A 19255-nucleotide genomic window follows, 5' to 3' on the forward strand; every position below is an offset into this window, starting at 1 on the left:
TTCAGGTAAAGGCAGAGGGTCTGGATATCCCTGTCATTCATGACCTTCAATGCCTGTTGTCTGACTACTGAGAAGGGCTGATTGTCATCAATATTCTCGTCAACAAACAGGTGAAGTAGCTCTGCCGCTTTCGTGACATTGTCCGCAGCTGACTGCCAGGACAGGAACACTGCTTGTTGTGCAAAGGCGTTGGCGGCTTCCTGTTGTTTTCGGATATGGTAAACAAACCCATCCGTCAGGCGCTCCAGTGCAAGTTGCATGCGCTCTGTCAGATGACACAGTAACCACAGGTGCTGCTGTGAGCGTTTGAAGCGCCGCACTTTACTGCCGTAGTAATCAATAAGGCCGCTGAAGTGTTGTCGATTTTTTAGCGACAGATTGAGCCTGTCCACAACGTCATTTATTTGCGTGTGCCATGGTGCTAACCGGTGGTAAATGGCGAGCTCTTTTTTAAGCTCAGGCACGGTCAGACTTTTGGCACCACCCCTGAGATGGCTCAGACTCAGCCCGTCGTCTTTAGTAGTGATTATGTTGTCCAGAAAGACGTTAAGTTCATTACTGGTAAGTTGATTCAGTTGGAGCGTCAGGTCTTTTCTGACCTGTTGCATTGTGCGGCTTATCAGTCTTTGAAGCACGGAGTACTTAGGAATGGCAATGTTATGGCTGGCAAGGTATTCAATGGCCGCATCAAAGAGGTGTCGAGGCTCCAGCCAGGCATGACCAATGTAAACCAGGTGGTGGCACAGAGCATTGAGGTGCTGTTTTTCATTCCACTTATTGTAATTTAGTAGACGCAGTATCCTTGAGTAAATACGGTCACGCTGCATTTTACTGACACTGAAAGGCCTGATCCCTTTACCTCTTTGAATTTGGGAGGCAATAAACTGCATGTCGATACTGATATCACGGAAACTCGGAGCAATGATCACTGGCTTAGATTTAAAATAGCCCAGAAGCGCCACGAAATAACAACGATGTTTAGTAAGCCTGATAGTACGGCATTCGGCCTGTTCTACATCGTTTAGCGAAAAATACAAACGTTGTTCCTCAATAGAAAACTGAGGTGCTGAATACAAGTCTCGTTGTTCTGCCTGAGTCAGAATCGAGAGTTCATTACTAATTGCCATGATGAATAAACGCCAATATGATTGATGGTGTTTATATAAGATGGCAGAATATTGGAAGGTAACCCACCGCCACAGACCATATAATATAATACCTGTAGCGTTCTATGTTACTTTAGAGGGGAAAATCCCTAGAACCCCAAGAAGTTACGTTCCTTGAGTGCCTTAGCTAGCAACGATTCTGTAGTCGCTTGAAGTACGTTTAAAGATTTTAGATGTCCTATTAGTCTACCCATCGTCTTATCACTAACTTCCTGATCAAAGCTATCAAACTTAGCCTCCCACTCCTCTTGGGTGTGCTTAGACTTTGCCTCTCTTTCGTATAAATCACAAAAGATGAGCAACTGAATAATCGATTGCTCCACACATTGAGCACGATACATCGCTAAACCGTAATATGCGTAAACTTCTTTACAATGTTCTGATTTGTCCATAATAATTTTTTTTCGTTTGGGTCATATTTTCTCCACCTAACAAGGTGGCTAGCTCAAGATCTACATTTATAGGTCCCAATTGCACAACATCTCTACAAAGATGTATTCATTTAGCAACTAATTGACGTAAATTATTCTTCAACTGTCTAACTGTATCTGATTGAGACACTTCCCATTCTTTAGAAAGATACTGAATTACGGTATCAACATCTGAGGGGAACAGTATTTTTCCCGAAACTTTCGCAAAAGGTCCATCTGTTTCTAGAAGAATTTTATCTTTAGGTAACCAAGATATAAGTCGCTTTCCACGTGCTGAGAAAAGCATTGCTGGTCCAACTGAAAAATAACAACCTATATCGACAGCTTCTAATAACTGTTTTTTTGTCCCCAAAAACCAGTGGAGAACAGGGATGCCTGCTTTCGGGTGTTTTTTCAGACACATTAAGGTTTCGTCTACTGCATTCAGGCTATGTATTGTTAGAACTTTATCATTGAATGACTCACATTTTTTCAGAATGTGATTAAAAACCAATAATTGGTCATCAAAATGCTCTCTCCAGCCTTTTGATCCATCTAGTCCAATCTCACCTATATATTTAGTTTTCTCTATAAGTCGATCGAAAATTGGTAGTTCATTTTTCCTTAAATGAGCTAGCTGAGGGTGCAATCCCAAAGCGGTTTTGCAATGCTTAAGCCCTTTTGTGAGATTAACAGTGCCTTCGAAGGCTGAAGGCACTGTTGTTACAGATAATACGTAATAGTTTGAGCGTTCAATGTCATCCAATACCTTCTGATGTTCGGGGTATAGATCAACATGGCAATGCATATCCATCATGATGTTTTGTTAGCCTGTATAAACACTTCAACTTCCATCAAACCACGCTTAAGCGTTGATTCCAAGGCATTACGTATAGACTTATCTAGTGGGATTGGACCAGATTTACGTAGCCAAGATTTGTAATTATTGGTTTGCTTCAACCGGATAATGGCTGTTTGAACTGCTTGCAGGTCGTCTCTTGTATCCTTCTCTTTAATTAGCGTTTTCAATCGCTTTGTTTTATATGGTGCGTCATCATCAAAGCCAGCATGATGAACAGATGCTCTTCTAATTAGACAGGGCAAGCAGTGCCCACATTGTATGTGTTCTCTGTGCCAGTGGCTGCATGAAACGCTTAGCGGTACGGCTTTTTTAATAGCGTTTTGGTCAACGCACTCAGCCAACATCTCCCCCTTTGTTTTAAACTGATAAGGGTTTACGAATTTGACGTCAAAACCTATGCGTGTCAGCAATTCTTCCAACCTCTGCAAGAAGTTGGGGTGTGTGGTTCTCGTACTGTGACTACCTATTCGCCTTCTAGTTAGTGGTGGATTGATTGAGATATAGCCATTCTCAGGAACGATAATGGTTTTAATACTGGCATCACAGTTAGCACTTCTCAGTGCGGAAATGCCCAATACGGCCATCGCCAAGAAGTTAAAGCTTCTCCCACGCATACTTATGTCCGTTCTGCCTTCATATGTTTTAATTATATGAGGAGAAATTGAATAGGAGAGCTCAGCAAATGGAGAAGACAACAAAGTCTTAATTTCTTCCTGTTTTGCACCATCTCCACGATAGGCGTGACTTACTAAGAGAGGCTTATATTCTGACTCTCCATTAAGGATATCAATAGCACCCACTGCACTATCAAGACCGCCAGAAAATAGGCAAACAGCATTTTTTCCTAGAAGAGTTTTGGCTTTATATTTAGCCTGCTTACTTATCTTAGGTTTAGGCAGTTCCATTGATGTCTGCTCAAAAGTGAACATCCATTGATCGCCAGTAAGAAAGTTCAAAATTGAACTCAACTCAGCGCTTTCTGCATTCCATATATTCGGTTCACTTACAGGGATGTGAAGGTGCATTTGCCTTGACCAAGCATTCTCAGCCTTCTCTCTTAACTCAAAAGTATCTGCTGCGGTAACAGCGGAAGCAATTGTAATTAAATCGATTGCCTTAGGCTCAACAGCAACTCCCAAGTCTCTTACTGTTTGCAGTAGTCCTCTGGAAGCTAAGCTGTGTTTTTTTTGATCATATTCGTGAGTGTGGAATAGTTGTACAGGGTGGCATGACTCTGAATATTCAGGTAGTTGGTTTGGATTATCATTGAAGTAAAACTTAGTCATCGAAACTCTCCCATTCTTCAACGGTCATTGCGATGGTATCAGCTTGAATCTTGGTAATGTTATTTCTGGTGATATTGCTAGGGTTGCCATTAGTGACCTTGTCTAGCTGCTCCTGAGCTATTACCTTGATAAGCTCCCTTAGCTCAACTTCCATGCTATGGTGCTTGCTAGCAGGTTCTACGTGGAACCAAGCCCTGCCCATGCCTTCAACCACATCTTGGAAAATCAAGTCAGTTAAATAGCAGCCGATGGCTTGTTGGATTACTTCTTCAGTAAAACTATTTGGATCGAAATCTTCTGTATCTGGTAGCGCTTCTTCCAGCGCGTAATCTAAGGCAATTCTCACAGAGTCTGAGTCAGCATTATCAGGAGCCAAATGTGAAGCAATTCTATCAATAGCTTGGTCAGTGGATAGGCCTTTCAAGTCATTTAAGGAAAGGCTTTGGTTGTTGACAGTAACAGTGTCTCCACGCATTACTCCAAGTAAACCAGTACCAGCCGTTATCCCACTAGCCAACCTTCGGCTTGTGGTTTTTCCACCACCAGAGCCTTTTTTAGAATAACTCTTTAGTGCTCGCCTTAGATCAGAGCTTGAACCTCCGGCCTTGGCATAATTCCCGAATTCTCTTCTAGCTCCTGCAAAACGGTTTGCAGGATTGGCAGTACCAGATGGTTTGCCGATTTCCTGCTGAACTTTTTCATTGTCGATTTCCTTGTCACCTTGATTTTCCCCGTCCGGGCCACCAGTATCTTGAGCTGGCTCAATTGTTACAGGCGGACTTTGTTCAGCCCATGACGGAATGAGTGGGCTCTGGTTATTAGGGCCAGTTGATGATGCTGAAGTACCCATTAATACCTACTTTTCTAATTCCTTGATAATTACATTCAACCACCTTTGCTTTGGCAGTCCCTTCACGTAAGTTAGTAGCGCCTTTTTACATTTAGGCTCTTCAACTGCTAGTAGTCTCGCGCCATATATGCCTGGGGGAGCTTTTGACCAATCACTTACAGTCCTGAAGTTTTCAATTAGTCCATCCATCACAGCTAAATAGTCTTCTCTTGGGGTCGCTGCTATGGCATTTTGGTTTGTATGGCTTAGTCTTTCCGTTTGTTTCATTAAATCCTTCACAAGCTTTTGAGCAGCGCCGGACATAACTGCATTCACTAGGCCCATGGGGATACTCTCTCTACTTAAGTATGCCGCTGGGGTCAGGTTCACATTTGCAAACATCGGTGGTAGCTTCGACCACTTGTCAAGAAAGGCTAAATCTAGCTTCCACTCTTCTGGTAAATCCATATCATCGAATTCAGCTTCTGGATCTTCCAATTGAGCCAGAATCTTTGGAGAACCACTCTCTGTATCAATCAACTGATACAGTTTGTTTGTTGCTTGAGTCCCCAAACAACGCTCAAATATCACCAATTTGGTAATGGTTTTCTCATCCAGCTGCATACCACGACGGAGTGCTGTTTTTCTTCTCATTTTCACCTGATTTAAGAGGCGTTTAACAATTCGAGGGTTCCCATTTATATTGGAGGACTCTGCGAGCAATGGAGCAAGTTGTTCGGCCACGATGAACTTACTTCTGAGTTCGTCCTTACCCTGAACATCTTGAACTTTATCAACGTCCAAAAGCTCATCGACTGATATGGGTGACTGCTTCCAAGATAGCTGAAGAGACTGCTCTAGGCTTTCCCTAAGCCCCTCAAGCTGGTCACTCGTAACGCCATGATCTTGAGCTGTCAACATCATCAGGTAAGCTCTGATTTCTAGAGTACCAGGTCTTGGAACGTGTACTGGGATTTGAATTAATTTATCTAGGTAGTCTGTTTGGTGGCGCTGCGAAGCTCCCTTGTGATATTCCGGCACAGCTAAGCGGATCATATCTTCGTCTGCCGCAATCACGAATGCTGTATTTGGTAAAAACAAAAATAGTCGTATCGCTTCCAGCGTCGAAATTGCATTAAATGGCGAGCAACGGTCCAAGTTATCGACATAGACTATGAGTGGTTTATCAAATTCACTCAACAAGTCTGAGTACGCATTGCGGAACTCTTTAATTTCTTTTGGGGGTGAAAAAGCCTTTTTAGGCTTTAAAATTTCTTTGTTATCTTTAGCTATCTGCTTCGCACCATCTACTGCATCCTTGGCATCACCAAAGTCTAGTTCGCGATCCTCTCCACCACTGAATAGCCCCATCAACTTCTGAAAACCACCCATGGTGGGAACGCCAGCTAAAGCTGCACCACCATCCATCAATAATCCCAAAGATCTAATGATGTCAACACGTCCTGCAAACTCTTTAGCCTTCTTGCTCAAGCTGGCGTTGTCTTTCGCTTGGTTTACCAAGGTAGATGCAATTGTCTCTAATAGAGCCGCTTTAGCATCGTCATAGCCTTGATACATCCATGCATCGAAATGGACTTGAATGTAGTCTTGCTTCTCTTCAGATATTGATTTTTTGGTTAGCTCTAAGATTGTTGATTTTCCTGCCCCCCAATCCCCAAAAACGCCAACAGATATTGGCATCAATTCCTTTTCGGTGATTAGATCCTTAATCGATTCGGCAGTTTCACTAAAATTTAAAAAGTCTAGTGAGGACTCTTTATCAGACCACATTTAAACCCCATTTTGTCTACAAAATAGCTGTTTTCAACACGCACTATTTTCTGACTTTTAAGTCAAGCCCCAAAACTAGAGCGTTGGAACCATCTTTATTTGTTAAGACTTCTATTTTATTTGCCCGTACACTGACTTCTTCAGGTAACTCATCTTTAGAACAATGGATTACAAACTGAGTTTTGGTATTCTTGTAGCGGCTAATTAGCCCTTCATCTATGTACTTTTCAACATCTAATGGCGTTGAAAAAATATCCATATTCCTTTGAAGCTCTTCGGTTTCCTTAGTGTTCATATCTTCCTCATTTCTGCCAAAGCTATAACAGTCTATATCAAACTAAATATTCTGTTATTAGGAAAAATAGGTCAAATGATGACAAAAGAAGTGTGTCCCAAATCAGAGTCTGGCAAACTTCGGGGCATTTTCGATTTAGGAATGGCAGCGTATCGATTGCGATCGCGGCTATTTTAGCATGAGACTTTATTACTCTCTCACAGTAGAGTTAAAATAAAGCTAATCTGGTAAATAAAACGTCGGAACTGATTGCCAGGACTTTAAGTGACTATAAGACAGGAATCGAACTACCTGCCAGTTGCATTTGATACTTATTATCCCTGCTGGCAAGCGAGGTGACGAGCTGGTAGCTATTGCAATAGCTCAGAACAAGTGCTAGCCACTGGACGATAAACCTAACTTTGAAAGACTCTCTTCTCCTGTCAACACTGGGTGATAATGAAAGTGCGGTTTTAGACTTTCAGCAAACTGACTGACAACTTTTGGAAAGCCACTGTCTCCAGCTGACTCTCGTAAGTTGAAATAAACGTAAAATCTAGTATCTCCATAGAAGGCAACGTCAACCATGCGTGAATATTGGCCATATTGGTAGGTGAACAGTCTAAAATTGATGACTTGATATCATCCTCAGTTAACTCAAAATATTTATTTCCATCAAATGTAATAGATCCAATAGTGAATATTGGTGGCGCTCCGTAAAAATGTTCTACCGCTTTCATTAGTTGAGAATGAATATTTAGACACTGTCCTACGAGATCGGTGTCTTTTAGTGGGTTATATAGATAATTTAGAAAATCCAAGCAATTTTGAAGGTTTTCATCACTACAAAATTTCGCATCTAAAGCCTTAAAGCGTGTATCAGACAATTTAAGGTACCTTGAGCGCTCAATCGCCAATTCGAACTCTTCCAAATATCTCAACTTCTGCTCCTAAGCATAAACGCCCTATTAAGGTTTGAGCAACGCAATACTGATGCCGCCGCATACCACCTTCATCACCTAAACCAACGCATAGTCAAAATGCCACACGTGCCGAATCACTCTTGAACAATTTGTTATGTTCATAGCTACTCTAAATCAACACTAAGGTTACTATCATTTTGGCCAACGGTTGTAGATCCAATACAGACATCTTGAAACACCACCAGCAATTCCTCCAAGTAGGATCAATGCCAGACCTTTAAACCCGGAAGATAGAGCATAGCCTAACTGTATTGATGTACTTCCCCAGCCGTTGGATAAGCCAGTTGATATAGCTAGTCCGAAGAGAATGATCAAGATAAAGCTAGTAATACTAATTTTCCACATTTTCATTACCAGAGAGAAAGCGAATGCAATGTAGATTAAGACCCTCAGCAATTCGATGAAGCCATAGTTAGCCATCCCAGCAAGAACATAGTTAATCGATTCGGTTAAGCTTAAAACCGCACTAAACAGAGCAAATATGGCCGCCCCCATGAAGATTACTTGTGGTAAATTGCTAACTGAAAGGTATACAAACAATCGGTTAAACAGCTGAGTAAAGAGTTTCGTCAATTTGTGTAATGAAGTGCGTACAGGGAATCCTATTTTGATCATTACTTATTTTCCATTGCTCTTAGCGCCTCACCCAGTAGCTCTTCTGTACTTAGATTTTTGTTATTAGCTAGGCTCTTATCAACTGTTCTCAGTGCCTTATATTCTGTACTTGTACTTTCGCCATCGATGTCTTCTTGTCGACGTCCATATGCAATGTAAATGTTATGAAAGACTCGATTGCGCTCCTCTCCAGTACAATCTAAATTTGCCAATTGCTTTTCAGCACCTTCAAACATGATGTCTAAGCTATCATCTGTTTTGGCTTTACAGAAATGCCGATAGGCTGTATCAATGCTTGTCTCTGTAGAAACGACAAATTTTTTCGTATTCATTTTAATAATTTTCTCATTCACTTAGCTAGAGTAATACTAAATCTATCCATGTAAGATAATATTTCAATTTCATTTTTATAAACTTCGGTAAGTTTACGTTTAGCTTTATTATACGCCCCTAACTTTCCATACTTCTCCACGGACACAACTGTAGTCTTTGTCGATAATGATCCGTCATCACCATATACATACCACTTGGCCAAATAATGGAGTTTTTTTCTTCGAGGGTCTGATTTGATAGGTGCGTTCTTTTCTATTAGTTTCGGCTCTAGACTATGGGGTAATCGGGTAAACAGTTCAGGCTCATTCAAGACTCTTTTCCAAAGCTTTTTCCCCCACAACTTTATGCCGATTTCGTTCCTTAACCTAATAGCTTTCTTTAGACCTTTCTTCTCTCCAATACGGATATAACCAACCGATCTATGAAGAATTTTATCTTCGGGTGTATGGATGTGAATCTTAAATGCAGTCTCAGCTTTTGAGATAAACCTAAGACCAGTGTTTGTCTCGAAATTGGATTTCATGTTCTAAGCTAATTATCCGTATAATTAATTGATATTTAATCTTCGTATTTACTGAGTTTGGTCTCCAAACTAGTGATCAATTCCGGTAGTTTAGATACATACTCTTTAAGCATAGTTATTTGATGTTTAGCTAGGCTTCGCGCTTGTTCAAGCTCCCTAGTTGTCACTAACTTTGAAGCATCTCCTCCAATATTTTTCCAAAGTCCTGCATCAAGTCTCTGGTTTTTATACTGTAGATCACCACCTTGAGTGCGAAAGCCGGTATCGGTTTCTTTGATTGCGATACGCTCTTTGATTTCCCCAGCTCCAACGGTGTAAATTTTAAAGGGAGCTTCGACCTCGGGTTTTCTTCTCGAAGACATGGGAATTCCTGCAATCTTACGACAGGTCTTGCAAATAGGTTTTCCGCTTAGTTTTGCATTTTCTATACTTTTGTGGGGGTCATTACTAAACCAAAGGTGTTTACCACATAGTGAGACCCATTGGCTTTCTTTGTTCTTACTCACATCGTGGTTAATATCAATAATACAAGGCATGTATATTCCTCAAACCTATCATGGCATTACTCACTATCAGAAAGTGTGAAGGGACTTCTTTGAAGTATCGCGTTTAAGGGGTAATTCAATCATCAAATTTACTCGGATAATTTAGCACATCACACACGTGCTGTCGATTAATTTCTATCCAATCACGATTTACTGCACCCCAATCTATTATCTTAAACTCACCACCTTTAGTGTGTTCAATTTTAATCTCCAATTCATGAATAGCTTTGATAGTATCCTGTGCCGTTCTACGAGGCATATTCGTTGCTTCCACTATTGCTGGGACAGTGTTAAAACCTCTATCAATTAGATATGCAACTAACAAACGTCTCAGAAATGAGGTTTGAGTTTTACTCGGCTTATTATCGTTCATGCTATCCTTCTTCGTTAAACAAGTTTTTTTTGAACAGTATTCATCATCTTCGGTAGGTAGTAATTCCCATTACACTGTAATATCTTACGTCATGACCTAGTTAACAAATGGTTTTCATTTAACCTAGCCTAGGCTTAGTAAACCATCTATACAACTAGACCACGACACAAGTGACAACGTCACGCAAAACTCAACCAAATTACTTTATGTTCCCGAACATATGCTTTAAGCAATGTGAAGTTCCAATATGCTGGTACAGTCTGTGTGAACGTAGTTTGTTTAATAGATTCGGACTCTTTAAATGCTTTATGCAGTCTTCGACTTCTCCCCGAGTAAAGAAACTACTTGGCATATTAAAATTAGTCGGGTGTACTGCCAAGCACCTCTCATTATTTGAGTCGGTATAAGTCATTTCAAACTCTAATTCCGGGTATATTTTCTGTAGCATGTTGATCTCATATACATAGCCCATATACTCATGATCAATGAACCTTTCGTGAATGTTTACGTTAGAAAGAGGGGAGGTATTTCTAAAAACTTCCTGGTTGTGGTGATAGAGGAACCGCGCAGTTATGGTCCTATGTTTTCCCTCTTCAATGAAGTAAGCATCCTCAACTTTTGTAAAAGAAATACCTGGTTTTACATGATGATCTAAATAGTAATTTGGATTTTCTTTGAGTTCCATTAGGGCTCGCTCAATACGTTTTAAGTGACGCCCACCTAAACAGTCCCCCCACTTCATCGCATCATAGCCTTGGCTATGACCAACAACGCGCTCTAAAGGAATACTGCCAAATCTCTTCTCAATATGTGGAAATAGATAAATTCCTCTACCCGTCAGATAATCGTCGAGAGGGAGTAATTCCGTATTGGTGAAATAAGCCGGATTTAGTCCATTTAGCTCCAGTATATTTGTTTTGATTGCCATACTCAGTTCCTCGTTAGTTTTTAAAGGTTTTAGCCACCGATTCGCTGGTGGGCTAATGAGCATATCAAGCAAAATGTCATCTCTACTACCTGAAGTCCCGCTTTTTGGAAGTCCAGTGATCGTATAGATAGAGTCGATTTATTCACATACAACCCCATCACCATCTCTATCGTTCATATAAGAGTATGCAGGATGTGATCTTCTTACTGGTGCAATACCATTTCTGATAGCTTCCTTGCAAGTAATCCTACCGTTATTATCTTCGTCATACATAAGTAACGGGGCGGACTTTGAAACGTTTCTCGTGGTTTTTATACTTTCCTCAGCAGGTTCATGTACGATCATTTCAGTGCTTGTGCAGTTTCTTAGTACCGAATCTAACGTTTCCACTTCTCTGCGGTCTACACTTAGAGCGTATTTCAACTTTACCTCGACCACTCTATTAGCAAACCAGCATCTGTTTTTTTGGGGTAACCACTCTCCAGCGTCCTTTCCACACTTACCGTTGTCACCACAACGGTTTACAGTAGGTGAAGCTAATGTAAGATTCAGGAGGTCACTGGCAAATTGAATGCGCCTTTCACTAGATTGTGAGCACATTCCGCTATCATGTGCTTCACTTGTTGACACTATATGCTCAATGTCTGTGTATCGGTCAGATTCAAAGTAACTGCCAGTATAAGGGCCATATATCAATCCCCCCATACTACTTACTATGTGATCTTCTACTCGTTGAGAATAGTTGTATTGTTGAGATTTATCGTATGGAGAACATCTATTCTCAGGTTTGACTATTAAACCCCGCCATATCTCGCTTGAATAAGCATCAAAAGAAACCAATAAGATGCTTGTAAGTACAGCTTTAGAAATTCTTTTCATAAACTTCCATTGATTATTATGGTACTGCAATATACTTGAATGCACTAAGCCCAAGCCTTTTGGCATTTGCTCTTGCTGCGGCCTTATTCTTGAATGGATAGATCCCATAACTAGCCAATGTATCTAGTGCCACATCTACCGAATCAATTAACCAAATATCACGAACACACGGAGGACTTCCAGATACTTTAACGTGAAATAAATCTCCATTTTCATCTAATGAAGAAATAGTTTTGGAATCCACATAATTTAGATCAATGTGAACTATCTCACCGTCACTTTTGTAAAACCTGGGATAATTATGAACTGTAACTAGAAGATATCTCATACTATATATTTGCCTTTTGTAGTTAATTTGTCATCGTTTAATGATTGACAGGCGGTATTGTCTCATAGCTAATGTGGTATATTTTTGCATTCTATTAATAGGTGTTCGCATGCACATAACTGTATCTAGTTCTGATAAAAATGTGGACTCTGAACATCACACTTTTGAACAACCTTCCTTGCTGCTTAAAAATCGTATTAAAAGCCCAGAAGCCCAATCCAAATTAAAAATTCTCCGTCTTTCTGATTCAGTACTCAATTGCCACTGTGTATCACCACCAGCCACAATGTATCTACGTAAAAGGGGGGATTACATATTCATGGTGAATCATTATGAGCATGGCCAACATCTGAAAAATTGTCCCTTGTACTCAGACATAAAAGGTTGCAGAGAAGCGGTAAGTAGAGATATTTCGCCTGAGTCCGAAGAATCAGATTTTAATACCTTTATTTATCACAGAGCTTTCCCTTCTACAGGAACTGATTCAACTAATCCAAAGTCAACTTCAACACGAACGCCCAGTGTACGGCATGGAGAGAGTAAGTTAGAAAGGCTGTATTATCATTTATTAACCGACACACTAACAAATTGGCATTTCTCCGGAAAATCTATGTCGGCTGAACAGCACTTATTCAAACTTAAGAGCTCTGCCAATAAAATCCTCTTTGGAAGTAGTACTCTTGATAAATACATATTTATCGGACCAACAGGTTTGAGATACGCTTTTTCAAAACTCTATCGTAAAATCGGGGCTGGGTGGAAAGGCCCTGGACGCCCACAAGCATTTTGCATGTTCATCACCAATACTATTGAGTTAAAAGAACATTCTTTAGTAATTGATGACACGTGTCTGTCGTTTACCCGTTTGGTGAGCCCTTTAGCCAAATCGGCACTTAAAGAAGTGGAAGGACCTTATTTCGTCTTAGCAACCTTATGCCAAATGCACTCTGAAAGAATTAAGCTACACACCGTTTACATCCAACCAATCGTTTCATTGACAAATCAGGTACCTATTACTTCATCATTCGAACGCAGGGTTTTTACCGCACTAATATCTAAAATCGATAATGGCTCAAAACGTTACAGTATTCAGAAAATACTAACCACTCAGATGCAAAGAAACACTTCGGACTACTCCACTCCGAGCTTTATCTTGCAACTGAAGAATAATCATGGAAAAGTGATTTACCGGAGTATGGTTCAAATTGACGATTCGATTTATAACTTAGATAGATTTAGTCGCTCACCCATTTCTCTATGGCGTGTTAACCACTCAATGACAATATCCCCTGATGAGCCAGTAGATATTGCCACAGAAAAGATTCTTTAAACTATACGAGTTTTGACGTTACTCGAGCTCATTCGGTCAGACAGAGATCGACGTTTAGGGAAAACAACTATCAAGAACAAAATCGGCACCGTTAAGCAAATTAGAGTACCGAACAAACGATACACATAAGTAGAAACCTCAACGTTCTCACCTTCTTTTCCTTGCACCTGAAGTTTGAATATTTTTTCCCCTAACGTCCTCTTCAAAAGTATGTATTGGCCCATCATCGTAAAGAAAAAGAACACATAGAAATAACCTATGCTTTGGATAGTCAACGCATTTAGATCAAAGACGTAAAACTCTAAAATACCGAATAACAAGCTAATCAAACAATAGTCGGTTACAAATGCCAATAATCTCTTTATCACGTACCAACTCCGTTTAATAAAATATGTTCTTTAACCCTATTGATACAATCAATGTAAACATCTTTGTCAGTCATATCATCGACTTCACCCTTCCTCTTGATGAGTGCTTTCATATCTGGGAACGACAAAACCTGTCCTAGTGCAATATTCAATTCATCATAAGGTACTGAATCACCTAATGCCTCTTTTACTTTTCTTCTGACATGAACATCTTCGGCATCACTAGCTAATGACCATACTAAGCCAGGAGGTAACACCGATACGATAGGTTGAATAATTGGCGCTTGTATTTTCTTCAGCTTACCTATGTACAAGAGTCCGCGCCCCATGCCATTTAAAATTCCAGCTTTACCGACATACGATTCTATAGATTCAAACTCATCATCTGTTAGCTTAAACTGTTCCTTAATCACCCGTTCTGTACCTACACCTGGGATGTTGCAAATGAAGGTATTAGTAGCCAAGTCGCGGATAGATGGAGGGAAAGCTTCGTACATCTGTGTCAATAAAGTGATGATCTCACGATACTTACGCGCTGTTTTTACTTCTTTATCAAAGTTTTCATCTAACTCAGGACATTGAGCCTGTTCGTATTCGTCTTGGAAGTAATACTTGGGTAAAGGCTTTTTCGCTCGAGCAATTCGAAGTGCACGCTTATAAAACACAGGATCTGCATCATTTTTTACATCATCTTCATGTACCCAGAAATGCCTTTGAGCTAGACCTTTTGCAAGAATAAACCATGCATTTTTCATCGCTGCTGGGGCGGAATCTACAACTGGTTTAGCGTTTACAAACAGCATTGAAAGGTCAGAGTAATCTACCATCGGATATGAGCCTAAAATTGCGCTATATCGATCTGTCATCAGCTGCACTGAAGCACCAATTAGGTCCAGTAGTTTTTCTCCTCCAACTTTGAAAGAACCCATAGCGCTTTGCTGTTCAGCCGACTTTACCTCTTTGGGTAAGTCAGAGATCAGCGGCCAAATATACCTATGAGCTATTTTTGACAATCTTAGGAAATATTGTCGTTGAGCGTTAGATATACCTTCTTCATTCGATGCTTTGTATAGGGCATTACGGGCGTTTAGGTAGCTGTACGACGACTCGCTCTTTAAATGTTTTTGTACAAGATGGTGAGCAAGCTCTTTCTGTATTTTATCGACGCCGGGTTGCGAAGGGTCAATTTTCCTAGGCTGTGAAATAGCCTTTGCTACCATACTGTCAATTATTGCTGAAACACAGTTATCAAGTTGTACGTGGATTGGCTGTTTCGAGCCACCATTGACTATCTTAGTAACAAAAGCAGTCGCAGTGTTGTTCTCCGGCTTAGCCAATTTATTGTAACCATATTGTGGCTCAAGCATGTTGTAAGCGCTTGTCTTTTCATTGGCAAGACTGATTGCCCCTACTTTAGCTCTATCCTCTTTCTTCAGGTTTGCCCTAACAGTTTCGGCAGTGAATAATATTGACTCACCATAGTCGACCCCCGCAATAAGAGGCAACGATGTCGTTCCAGCTAAGAAATGCATTGCCCTGGTTAATACACCAGCTTGAACTGACTTACCAGAACCCATAGATCCACTAACTAAATTCAAGTGATGTGACTGTGTTGAGTCAAAGTCAATAGGCCATGGCTTGCCATCAGGTGTGATATAGAGCAATACGCCGGAGTCCCACGGCGAGGCAGGACGTATGATTGGAGCGGACGAGAAGGCTGTTTCAATACTGTCATTACTCGCTCTCCCAACAGGCCTTGAGCTATAGCCAGGTAAAGAGGATAAAAGGCCCTCTATAGGAAATGAGCACATACGTTGCCTTTCCCCTCCCCAACCTCTAAGTGCACTTTGTACGGCTTTGAAACGTGTATTAGTTTCCGTTTCGTTATCACCCCAAACAGTCACCGACATATAACACTCTACTGCACACCCTCCTTCTTGAATGAACTTTGTTGTCTTATTACAGGCTTTCAGAATTTCACTTGATATTGGGTTAGTTTTAGCAACGAATGTGGTGAGACTCGATTTAGTCATTTTAGAGGTTTGTATACTTTGGGAGCCAGAAACCAGAGTGTACGATATACGCATAGGAACATCTCTGTTAACACGGTTTATAAAACTCCTCATTAACATAGGCTCATCCCCGACTAAGTAACGCTCAAGCGTGGTATAGCAGTGACCATTGAAAAACTTAAAGTCAGGTCTTTTAGCATCCTCAAAAGGCTGTTCTACTATCTGCGAATGTATGGAGCTATGCCCAATCTCATCAGTATCAACCTTGTAGGTATGATTGCTCATTATTTTAGGAGATGATTCTTGTCGTGTGGAAGGTTTCCAACGGTCCTGGTTTTCAAAGTCTCGGTATAGAAGATCTCTGATTTCCTTTAATGCACGATGAGACTCTAGTTTTTCGAATAGAACGTACTCAGAAAAAATATTAGTCATTTCTGTAACAAAAGAACGATGCTGGTCGTAAATCTGCATCGTTTCTACCCAGTGATTCTGGGTCTTAGAGCTACTGCTTAAACTGTGACCATATTCATCTGCCAATTTTTTTCTATTTTCATTACCCTCTTTGATGTTTGGTCTATCAAGAGTTTGGGGTGTCGTAGTCAATACAATATAGGTCATCTCTGGCTTAATTAGCTGAGAAATGAGGCTCTTTTCAGTCTTGTTTAACTTCTCATTTTGGTAGCCCATCGTTTTTGATACAGAGTCCACTGTATTAAGACACTTGTTCACAAAGCTCTCAGAACGACTTGAATCAATATCGATAACAAAATCTATTCTGTTTCCACTGTCTGTAAAATTTTGTCGAGCTCTACTTGCCATAAAGTCAAGTATGGCAAGCTCCTGCTTATTTGAGTAGAACCTGTAAGCCCCGTTCAACTTTAGTAGGGTAACCATTGAACCATCGTGAGTTAGCAGTGAGTGAGGGTCAATGCTTGATGTTGTTTCTAATTGACAAATCTCATAGGGTTTATAGGCGATTAGATTCGCTAAAAATGAAAGAGCTCCCATTAGATAGTTAACCTCTTTACTTTCTTCGCAATAACTGGTTGAGTATCCACTCTTCTTGTAGATAGGGCTGTGATTAATTCACTCATTTGAGCTTTCTTATCCGCATCATCTAGCTGTTCAATTTGATCTAGTTTAATGACATCCTGTACCCCAAACGAGTTATGAAACTGTGAGTTAAGCTTTCCGAACACATTCAAATCTTGAAGCTTTTTGTATGTCTCGGGCATTTGACCATCTGAGAAAATTTCTAGCGGTTCAATTTCCATTTTCTACACTCCGATATCTGGCATTGCGCCAAATTTTTCTGCAATAATATTGGCTTTTTTTACATCTTGGCTACTTAACCAAACCCTTGCCGCACCGACACCAAACCCACCGCCGACGAAACCTGCTTTCATAAACGCTTCCGCAAGTTTGGAGCAAATAATCCTGTCATATGCTCTGAGGTACACTCCCAGGCCAGTAGCTTGTTTTTGACTTCCTAAGTGGACTTTATCGGCTAAGGCACACCAAATATTTTCACTGACCACACCTTTAGAGTAACTATATCTATTTTTTGATAGGTCTATTTCAGGCCTTACATCCAACTTACCAGCATTAGTTTTCAGGCCTCCCAAAATTTCAACCTCACAGTAACGTAAAATATCAATAACCTCTGGAAGAGCAGCCCATATTCTCGTTGTAGATTTCACACCTTCGATTCCAAAGGTAAAACTTTGAGCTCGCTTTGGGTCGATAGACTTTACTTTGATATTTAGAATTGCAGCAGTATTTTTATGGAGGTTCTTTAAACCTATTATGACTTTTTCTGTATCAGGGAGTAGTACTTTGTTTTTATATCCAGCAACAATTGGCCCATCGCTACTAAACGTAAATTCTTCCCAATTGTTATCCAAAGGAAAGTTTTGATTCATTAAGTATTCGAAATGCGCAACCCTTGGTAAGGTATAATGATAGATCTTTCCGTTTGCAGACTTTACAGTACCTTGGAATGACTGATACGCATCATTTAATGCCGCTTTAGCTGAAGCGTCTGCGAGTTCACTTATATTTAGTAGTTCAGAAGGTAGGAACCCTTGTGATTCCAAGTATTGTGGGATTTCACCACCAAGGCGATATCGAAGGTAGTCCGGATTAAGTTCGAATTTACCCTGTAGATCTGCAGCAATTGACTGAACTAGCTTTGCTAAATGTTGAATACCTTCAATATCTTTTTTAACATTCAACTCCCTCATTATCTGTTGTAAAGACAACCTTAAATATTGCGACGAACGTAAGTTAGGTACTTTGTAGAGGGCTTCTTTTTGAAATATAGAGTGTTGAATGTTAGTTACCCAAATTGTAGACATCTCCAAATCAGAATAGGAACTAAACTCCTTCACCTTGCCATCGACACAAGAGAATCCACTCCTAGGTTTTTTTTCATCGTTGAATATCGCTACGCCATATGTGTTCATTAATATCCTATCCTTCTAAACTAGAGATATGGTTGTTCACTATTTCTGGCCAATTGTTTGGGTCATAGAAATCTGAAAAGAAGTCTTGGTTCCTACTCCACTCCTCTATCTCTCGAGAAAAGGGATCTGGAGTAAACAGCAACCTTAAATGAGGGTACTTTAACTGACGTTCGGAATACTCTTTGTCATCCATAGCACGAAAGTCTTCAGCTAGTGCCCTAATGTTGGTTATTTTGTACACTTGACTTACTTGCTGCGCCGTAGCAGAAAGAAGCTCGATCCAGAGCCCTGTATCGCGTGCAATACGCAGAAGCGTAGTACCGCATTTTTCTGGACCTTGGATTTTTGCTAAGTAATTTGCAACCCAAGATATTCGAACGTAAGCATTGAGCTCCTCCTGGGTCAAAGAGGGACAAAAAACTAAAGTGGCAAGTTTATTATCTGCAACAAAACCCAGATGTTCACACATATGACATAGAGGGCATTTACACTCAAAGTTAATGATTTCGTTATGTTTGTGATTCCCATCCTTGTGATGAACATGTTGATACTTTTCTGAACGAAAATGGCAATCAGTACATCGATAGTCAACATCTGATAAAAACTCCACCCTTTTTAGTTGAAAGTCTTTATCATCAGATGGTTCTGGTGGTTCTGATAAACGCCATTGATGGCTTCTACTAACACCTATGAACATTACTCACCTATATATGTCATTTGTGGATATTTTACAATACCCCAATTATCATAATAATTGGGATGATTAACAAGGAATAATTTGGAGAGGCGTTAAGTAAGCGCTTATGCCAAGATCGAACTGAGTACTTTTCCGATTGATATCTTTATAACGTGGGCTGGTGAACAGTAGAGGATGGCGAGCGATTATGAGTAAGGATGTGGCTTCTTTCTTTATCTGTTGCTTATAAATGCTGATGTTTCGGGTTATCGATTTATG

Annotated in this window: 22 protein-coding genes; 1 reads left to right on the forward strand and 21 read right to left on the reverse strand. The window is 40.3% G+C overall.

Annotated elements, in window-relative coordinates:
• The 16 genes from R7190_RS23755 to R7190_RS23830 form a co-directional block, all read right to left on the reverse strand.
• Positions 1-1127 (reverse strand): DUF4158 domain-containing protein (locus tag R7190_RS23755; protein WP_206926118.1); only part of this gene is annotated, 1127 nt, incomplete at its 3' end.
• A 128-nt stretch (positions 1128-1255) separates the two neighbouring features.
• On the reverse strand, positions 1256-1558 hold the full coding sequence (locus R7190_RS23760; RefSeq protein WP_077284361.1) for a hypothetical protein: 303 nt from the start codon (positions 1556-1558) through the stop codon (positions 1256-1258).
• A 106-nt stretch (positions 1559-1664) separates the two neighbouring features.
• The gene (gene qatD, locus R7190_RS23765) at positions 1665-2393 is read right to left on the reverse strand and encodes a Qat anti-phage system TatD family nuclease QatD (RefSeq protein ID WP_025634089.1); all 729 of its coding nucleotides are present in this window, start codon (positions 2391-2393) and stop codon (positions 1665-1667) included.
• Positions 2390-3724 carry a Qat anti-phage system QueC-like protein QatC gene (gene qatC, locus R7190_RS23770; RefSeq protein ID WP_025634087.1) on the reverse strand — a complete coding sequence of 445 codons (1335 nt, stop codon included), beginning with the start codon at positions 3722-3724 and terminating at the stop codon, positions 2390-2392. The genes qatD and qatC overlap by 4 nt, the downstream gene beginning before the upstream one ends.
• The gene (locus R7190_RS23775; protein WP_054574966.1) at positions 3717-4574 is read right to left on the reverse strand and encodes a hypothetical protein; all 858 of its coding nucleotides are present in this window, start codon (positions 4572-4574) and stop codon (positions 3717-3719) included. The genes qatC and R7190_RS23775 overlap by 8 nt, the downstream gene beginning before the upstream one ends.
• 6 nt (positions 4575-4580) lie before the next feature.
• Positions 4581-6344, reverse strand: a complete 1764-nt coding sequence (locus R7190_RS23780) for a P-loop NTPase fold protein (protein ID WP_025634902.1) — start codon at positions 6342-6344, stop codon at positions 4581-4583.
• Positions 6345-6387: 43 nt separating this feature from the next.
• Positions 6388-6639: a hypothetical protein gene (locus tag R7190_RS23785; RefSeq protein WP_025634901.1), complete on the reverse strand. Its 252-nt coding sequence runs from the start codon at positions 6637-6639 to the stop codon at positions 6388-6390.
• A 452-nt stretch (positions 6640-7091) separates the two neighbouring features.
• Positions 7092-7550: a hypothetical protein gene (locus R7190_RS23790; protein ID WP_318137616.1), complete on the reverse strand. Its 459-nt coding sequence runs from the start codon at positions 7548-7550 to the stop codon at positions 7092-7094.
• Positions 7551-7733: 183 nt separating this feature from the next.
• Entirely contained in the window at positions 7734-8216 is a 483-nt protein-coding gene (locus R7190_RS23795; protein ID WP_025634898.1) for a hypothetical protein, read from the reverse strand.
• Positions 8216-8548, reverse strand: coding sequence for a hypothetical protein (locus tag R7190_RS23800; RefSeq protein WP_029811850.1), 333 nt, complete (start codon positions 8546-8548; stop codon positions 8216-8218). The genes R7190_RS23795 and R7190_RS23800 overlap by 1 nt, the downstream gene beginning before the upstream one ends.
• Before the next feature lie 17 nt (positions 8549-8565).
• Positions 8566-9072 (reverse strand): hypothetical protein, encoded by a 507-nt coding sequence (locus tag R7190_RS23805; RefSeq protein ID WP_029811849.1) that lies wholly within the window; start codon positions 9070-9072, stop codon positions 8566-8568.
• 35 nt (positions 9073-9107) lie between these two features.
• The gene (locus R7190_RS23810; protein ID WP_025634894.1) at positions 9108-9608 is read right to left on the reverse strand and encodes a hypothetical protein; all 501 of its coding nucleotides are present in this window, start codon (positions 9606-9608) and stop codon (positions 9108-9110) included.
• Positions 9609-9693: 85 nt separating this feature from the next.
• Entirely contained in the window at positions 9694-9990 is a 297-nt protein-coding gene (locus R7190_RS23815; protein ID WP_025634893.1) for a helix-turn-helix domain-containing protein, read from the reverse strand.
• A gap of 199 nt (positions 9991-10189) precedes the next feature.
• On the reverse strand, positions 10190-10918 hold the full coding sequence (locus R7190_RS23820) for a hypothetical protein (RefSeq protein ID WP_025634892.1): 729 nt from the start codon (positions 10916-10918) through the stop codon (positions 10190-10192).
• 138 nt (positions 10919-11056) lie between these two features.
• Positions 11057-11797: an excalibur calcium-binding domain-containing protein gene (locus tag R7190_RS23825; RefSeq protein ID WP_025634890.1), complete on the reverse strand. Its 741-nt coding sequence runs from the start codon at positions 11795-11797 to the stop codon at positions 11057-11059.
• A 16-nt stretch (positions 11798-11813) separates the two neighbouring features.
• Positions 11814-12125, reverse strand: a complete 312-nt coding sequence (locus R7190_RS23830) for a hypothetical protein (RefSeq protein ID WP_025634888.1) — start codon at positions 12123-12125, stop codon at positions 11814-11816.
• Between the two features lie 109 nt (positions 12126-12234).
• On the opposite strand from R7190_RS23830, the gene R7190_RS23835 reads away from it, so the two are divergent.
• Entirely contained in the window at positions 12235-13455 is a 1221-nt protein-coding gene (locus R7190_RS23835; RefSeq protein WP_138058898.1) for a hypothetical protein, read from the forward strand.
• Here the strand turns inward: R7190_RS23835 and R7190_RS23840 are convergent.
• From R7190_RS23840 to R7190_RS23860, 5 genes are read right to left on the reverse strand one after another with little or no spacing between them, the layout of a single operon-like run.
• Complete coding sequence (locus R7190_RS23840; protein WP_054574970.1) at positions 13452-13823, reverse strand: RDD family protein; 372 nt, start codon at positions 13821-13823, stop codon at positions 13452-13454. The genes R7190_RS23835 and R7190_RS23840 overlap by 4 nt on opposite strands.
• The gene (locus R7190_RS23845; protein ID WP_025634884.1) at positions 13820-16843 is read right to left on the reverse strand and encodes a hypothetical protein; all 3024 of its coding nucleotides are present in this window, start codon (positions 16841-16843) and stop codon (positions 13820-13822) included. Before R7190_RS23845 ends, R7190_RS23840 begins: the two co-directional genes overlap by 4 nt.
• Positions 16843-17109, reverse strand: coding sequence for a hypothetical protein (locus R7190_RS23850; RefSeq protein WP_025634882.1), 267 nt, complete (start codon positions 17107-17109; stop codon positions 16843-16845). Before R7190_RS23850 ends, R7190_RS23845 begins: the two co-directional genes overlap by 1 nt.
• A 3-nt stretch (positions 17110-17112) precedes the next feature.
• On the reverse strand, positions 17113-18300 hold the full coding sequence (locus R7190_RS23855) for a hypothetical protein (RefSeq protein WP_025634881.1): 1188 nt from the start codon (positions 18298-18300) through the stop codon (positions 17113-17115).
• A gap of 7 nt (positions 18301-18307) precedes the next feature.
• Positions 18308-18997 (reverse strand): HNH endonuclease, encoded by a 690-nt coding sequence (locus R7190_RS23860; RefSeq protein WP_025634880.1) that lies wholly within the window; start codon positions 18995-18997, stop codon positions 18308-18310.
• Positions 18998-19255 lie beyond the last annotated feature (258 nt).

Source organism: Vibrio sp. 1078-1 (assembly GCF_033340475.1).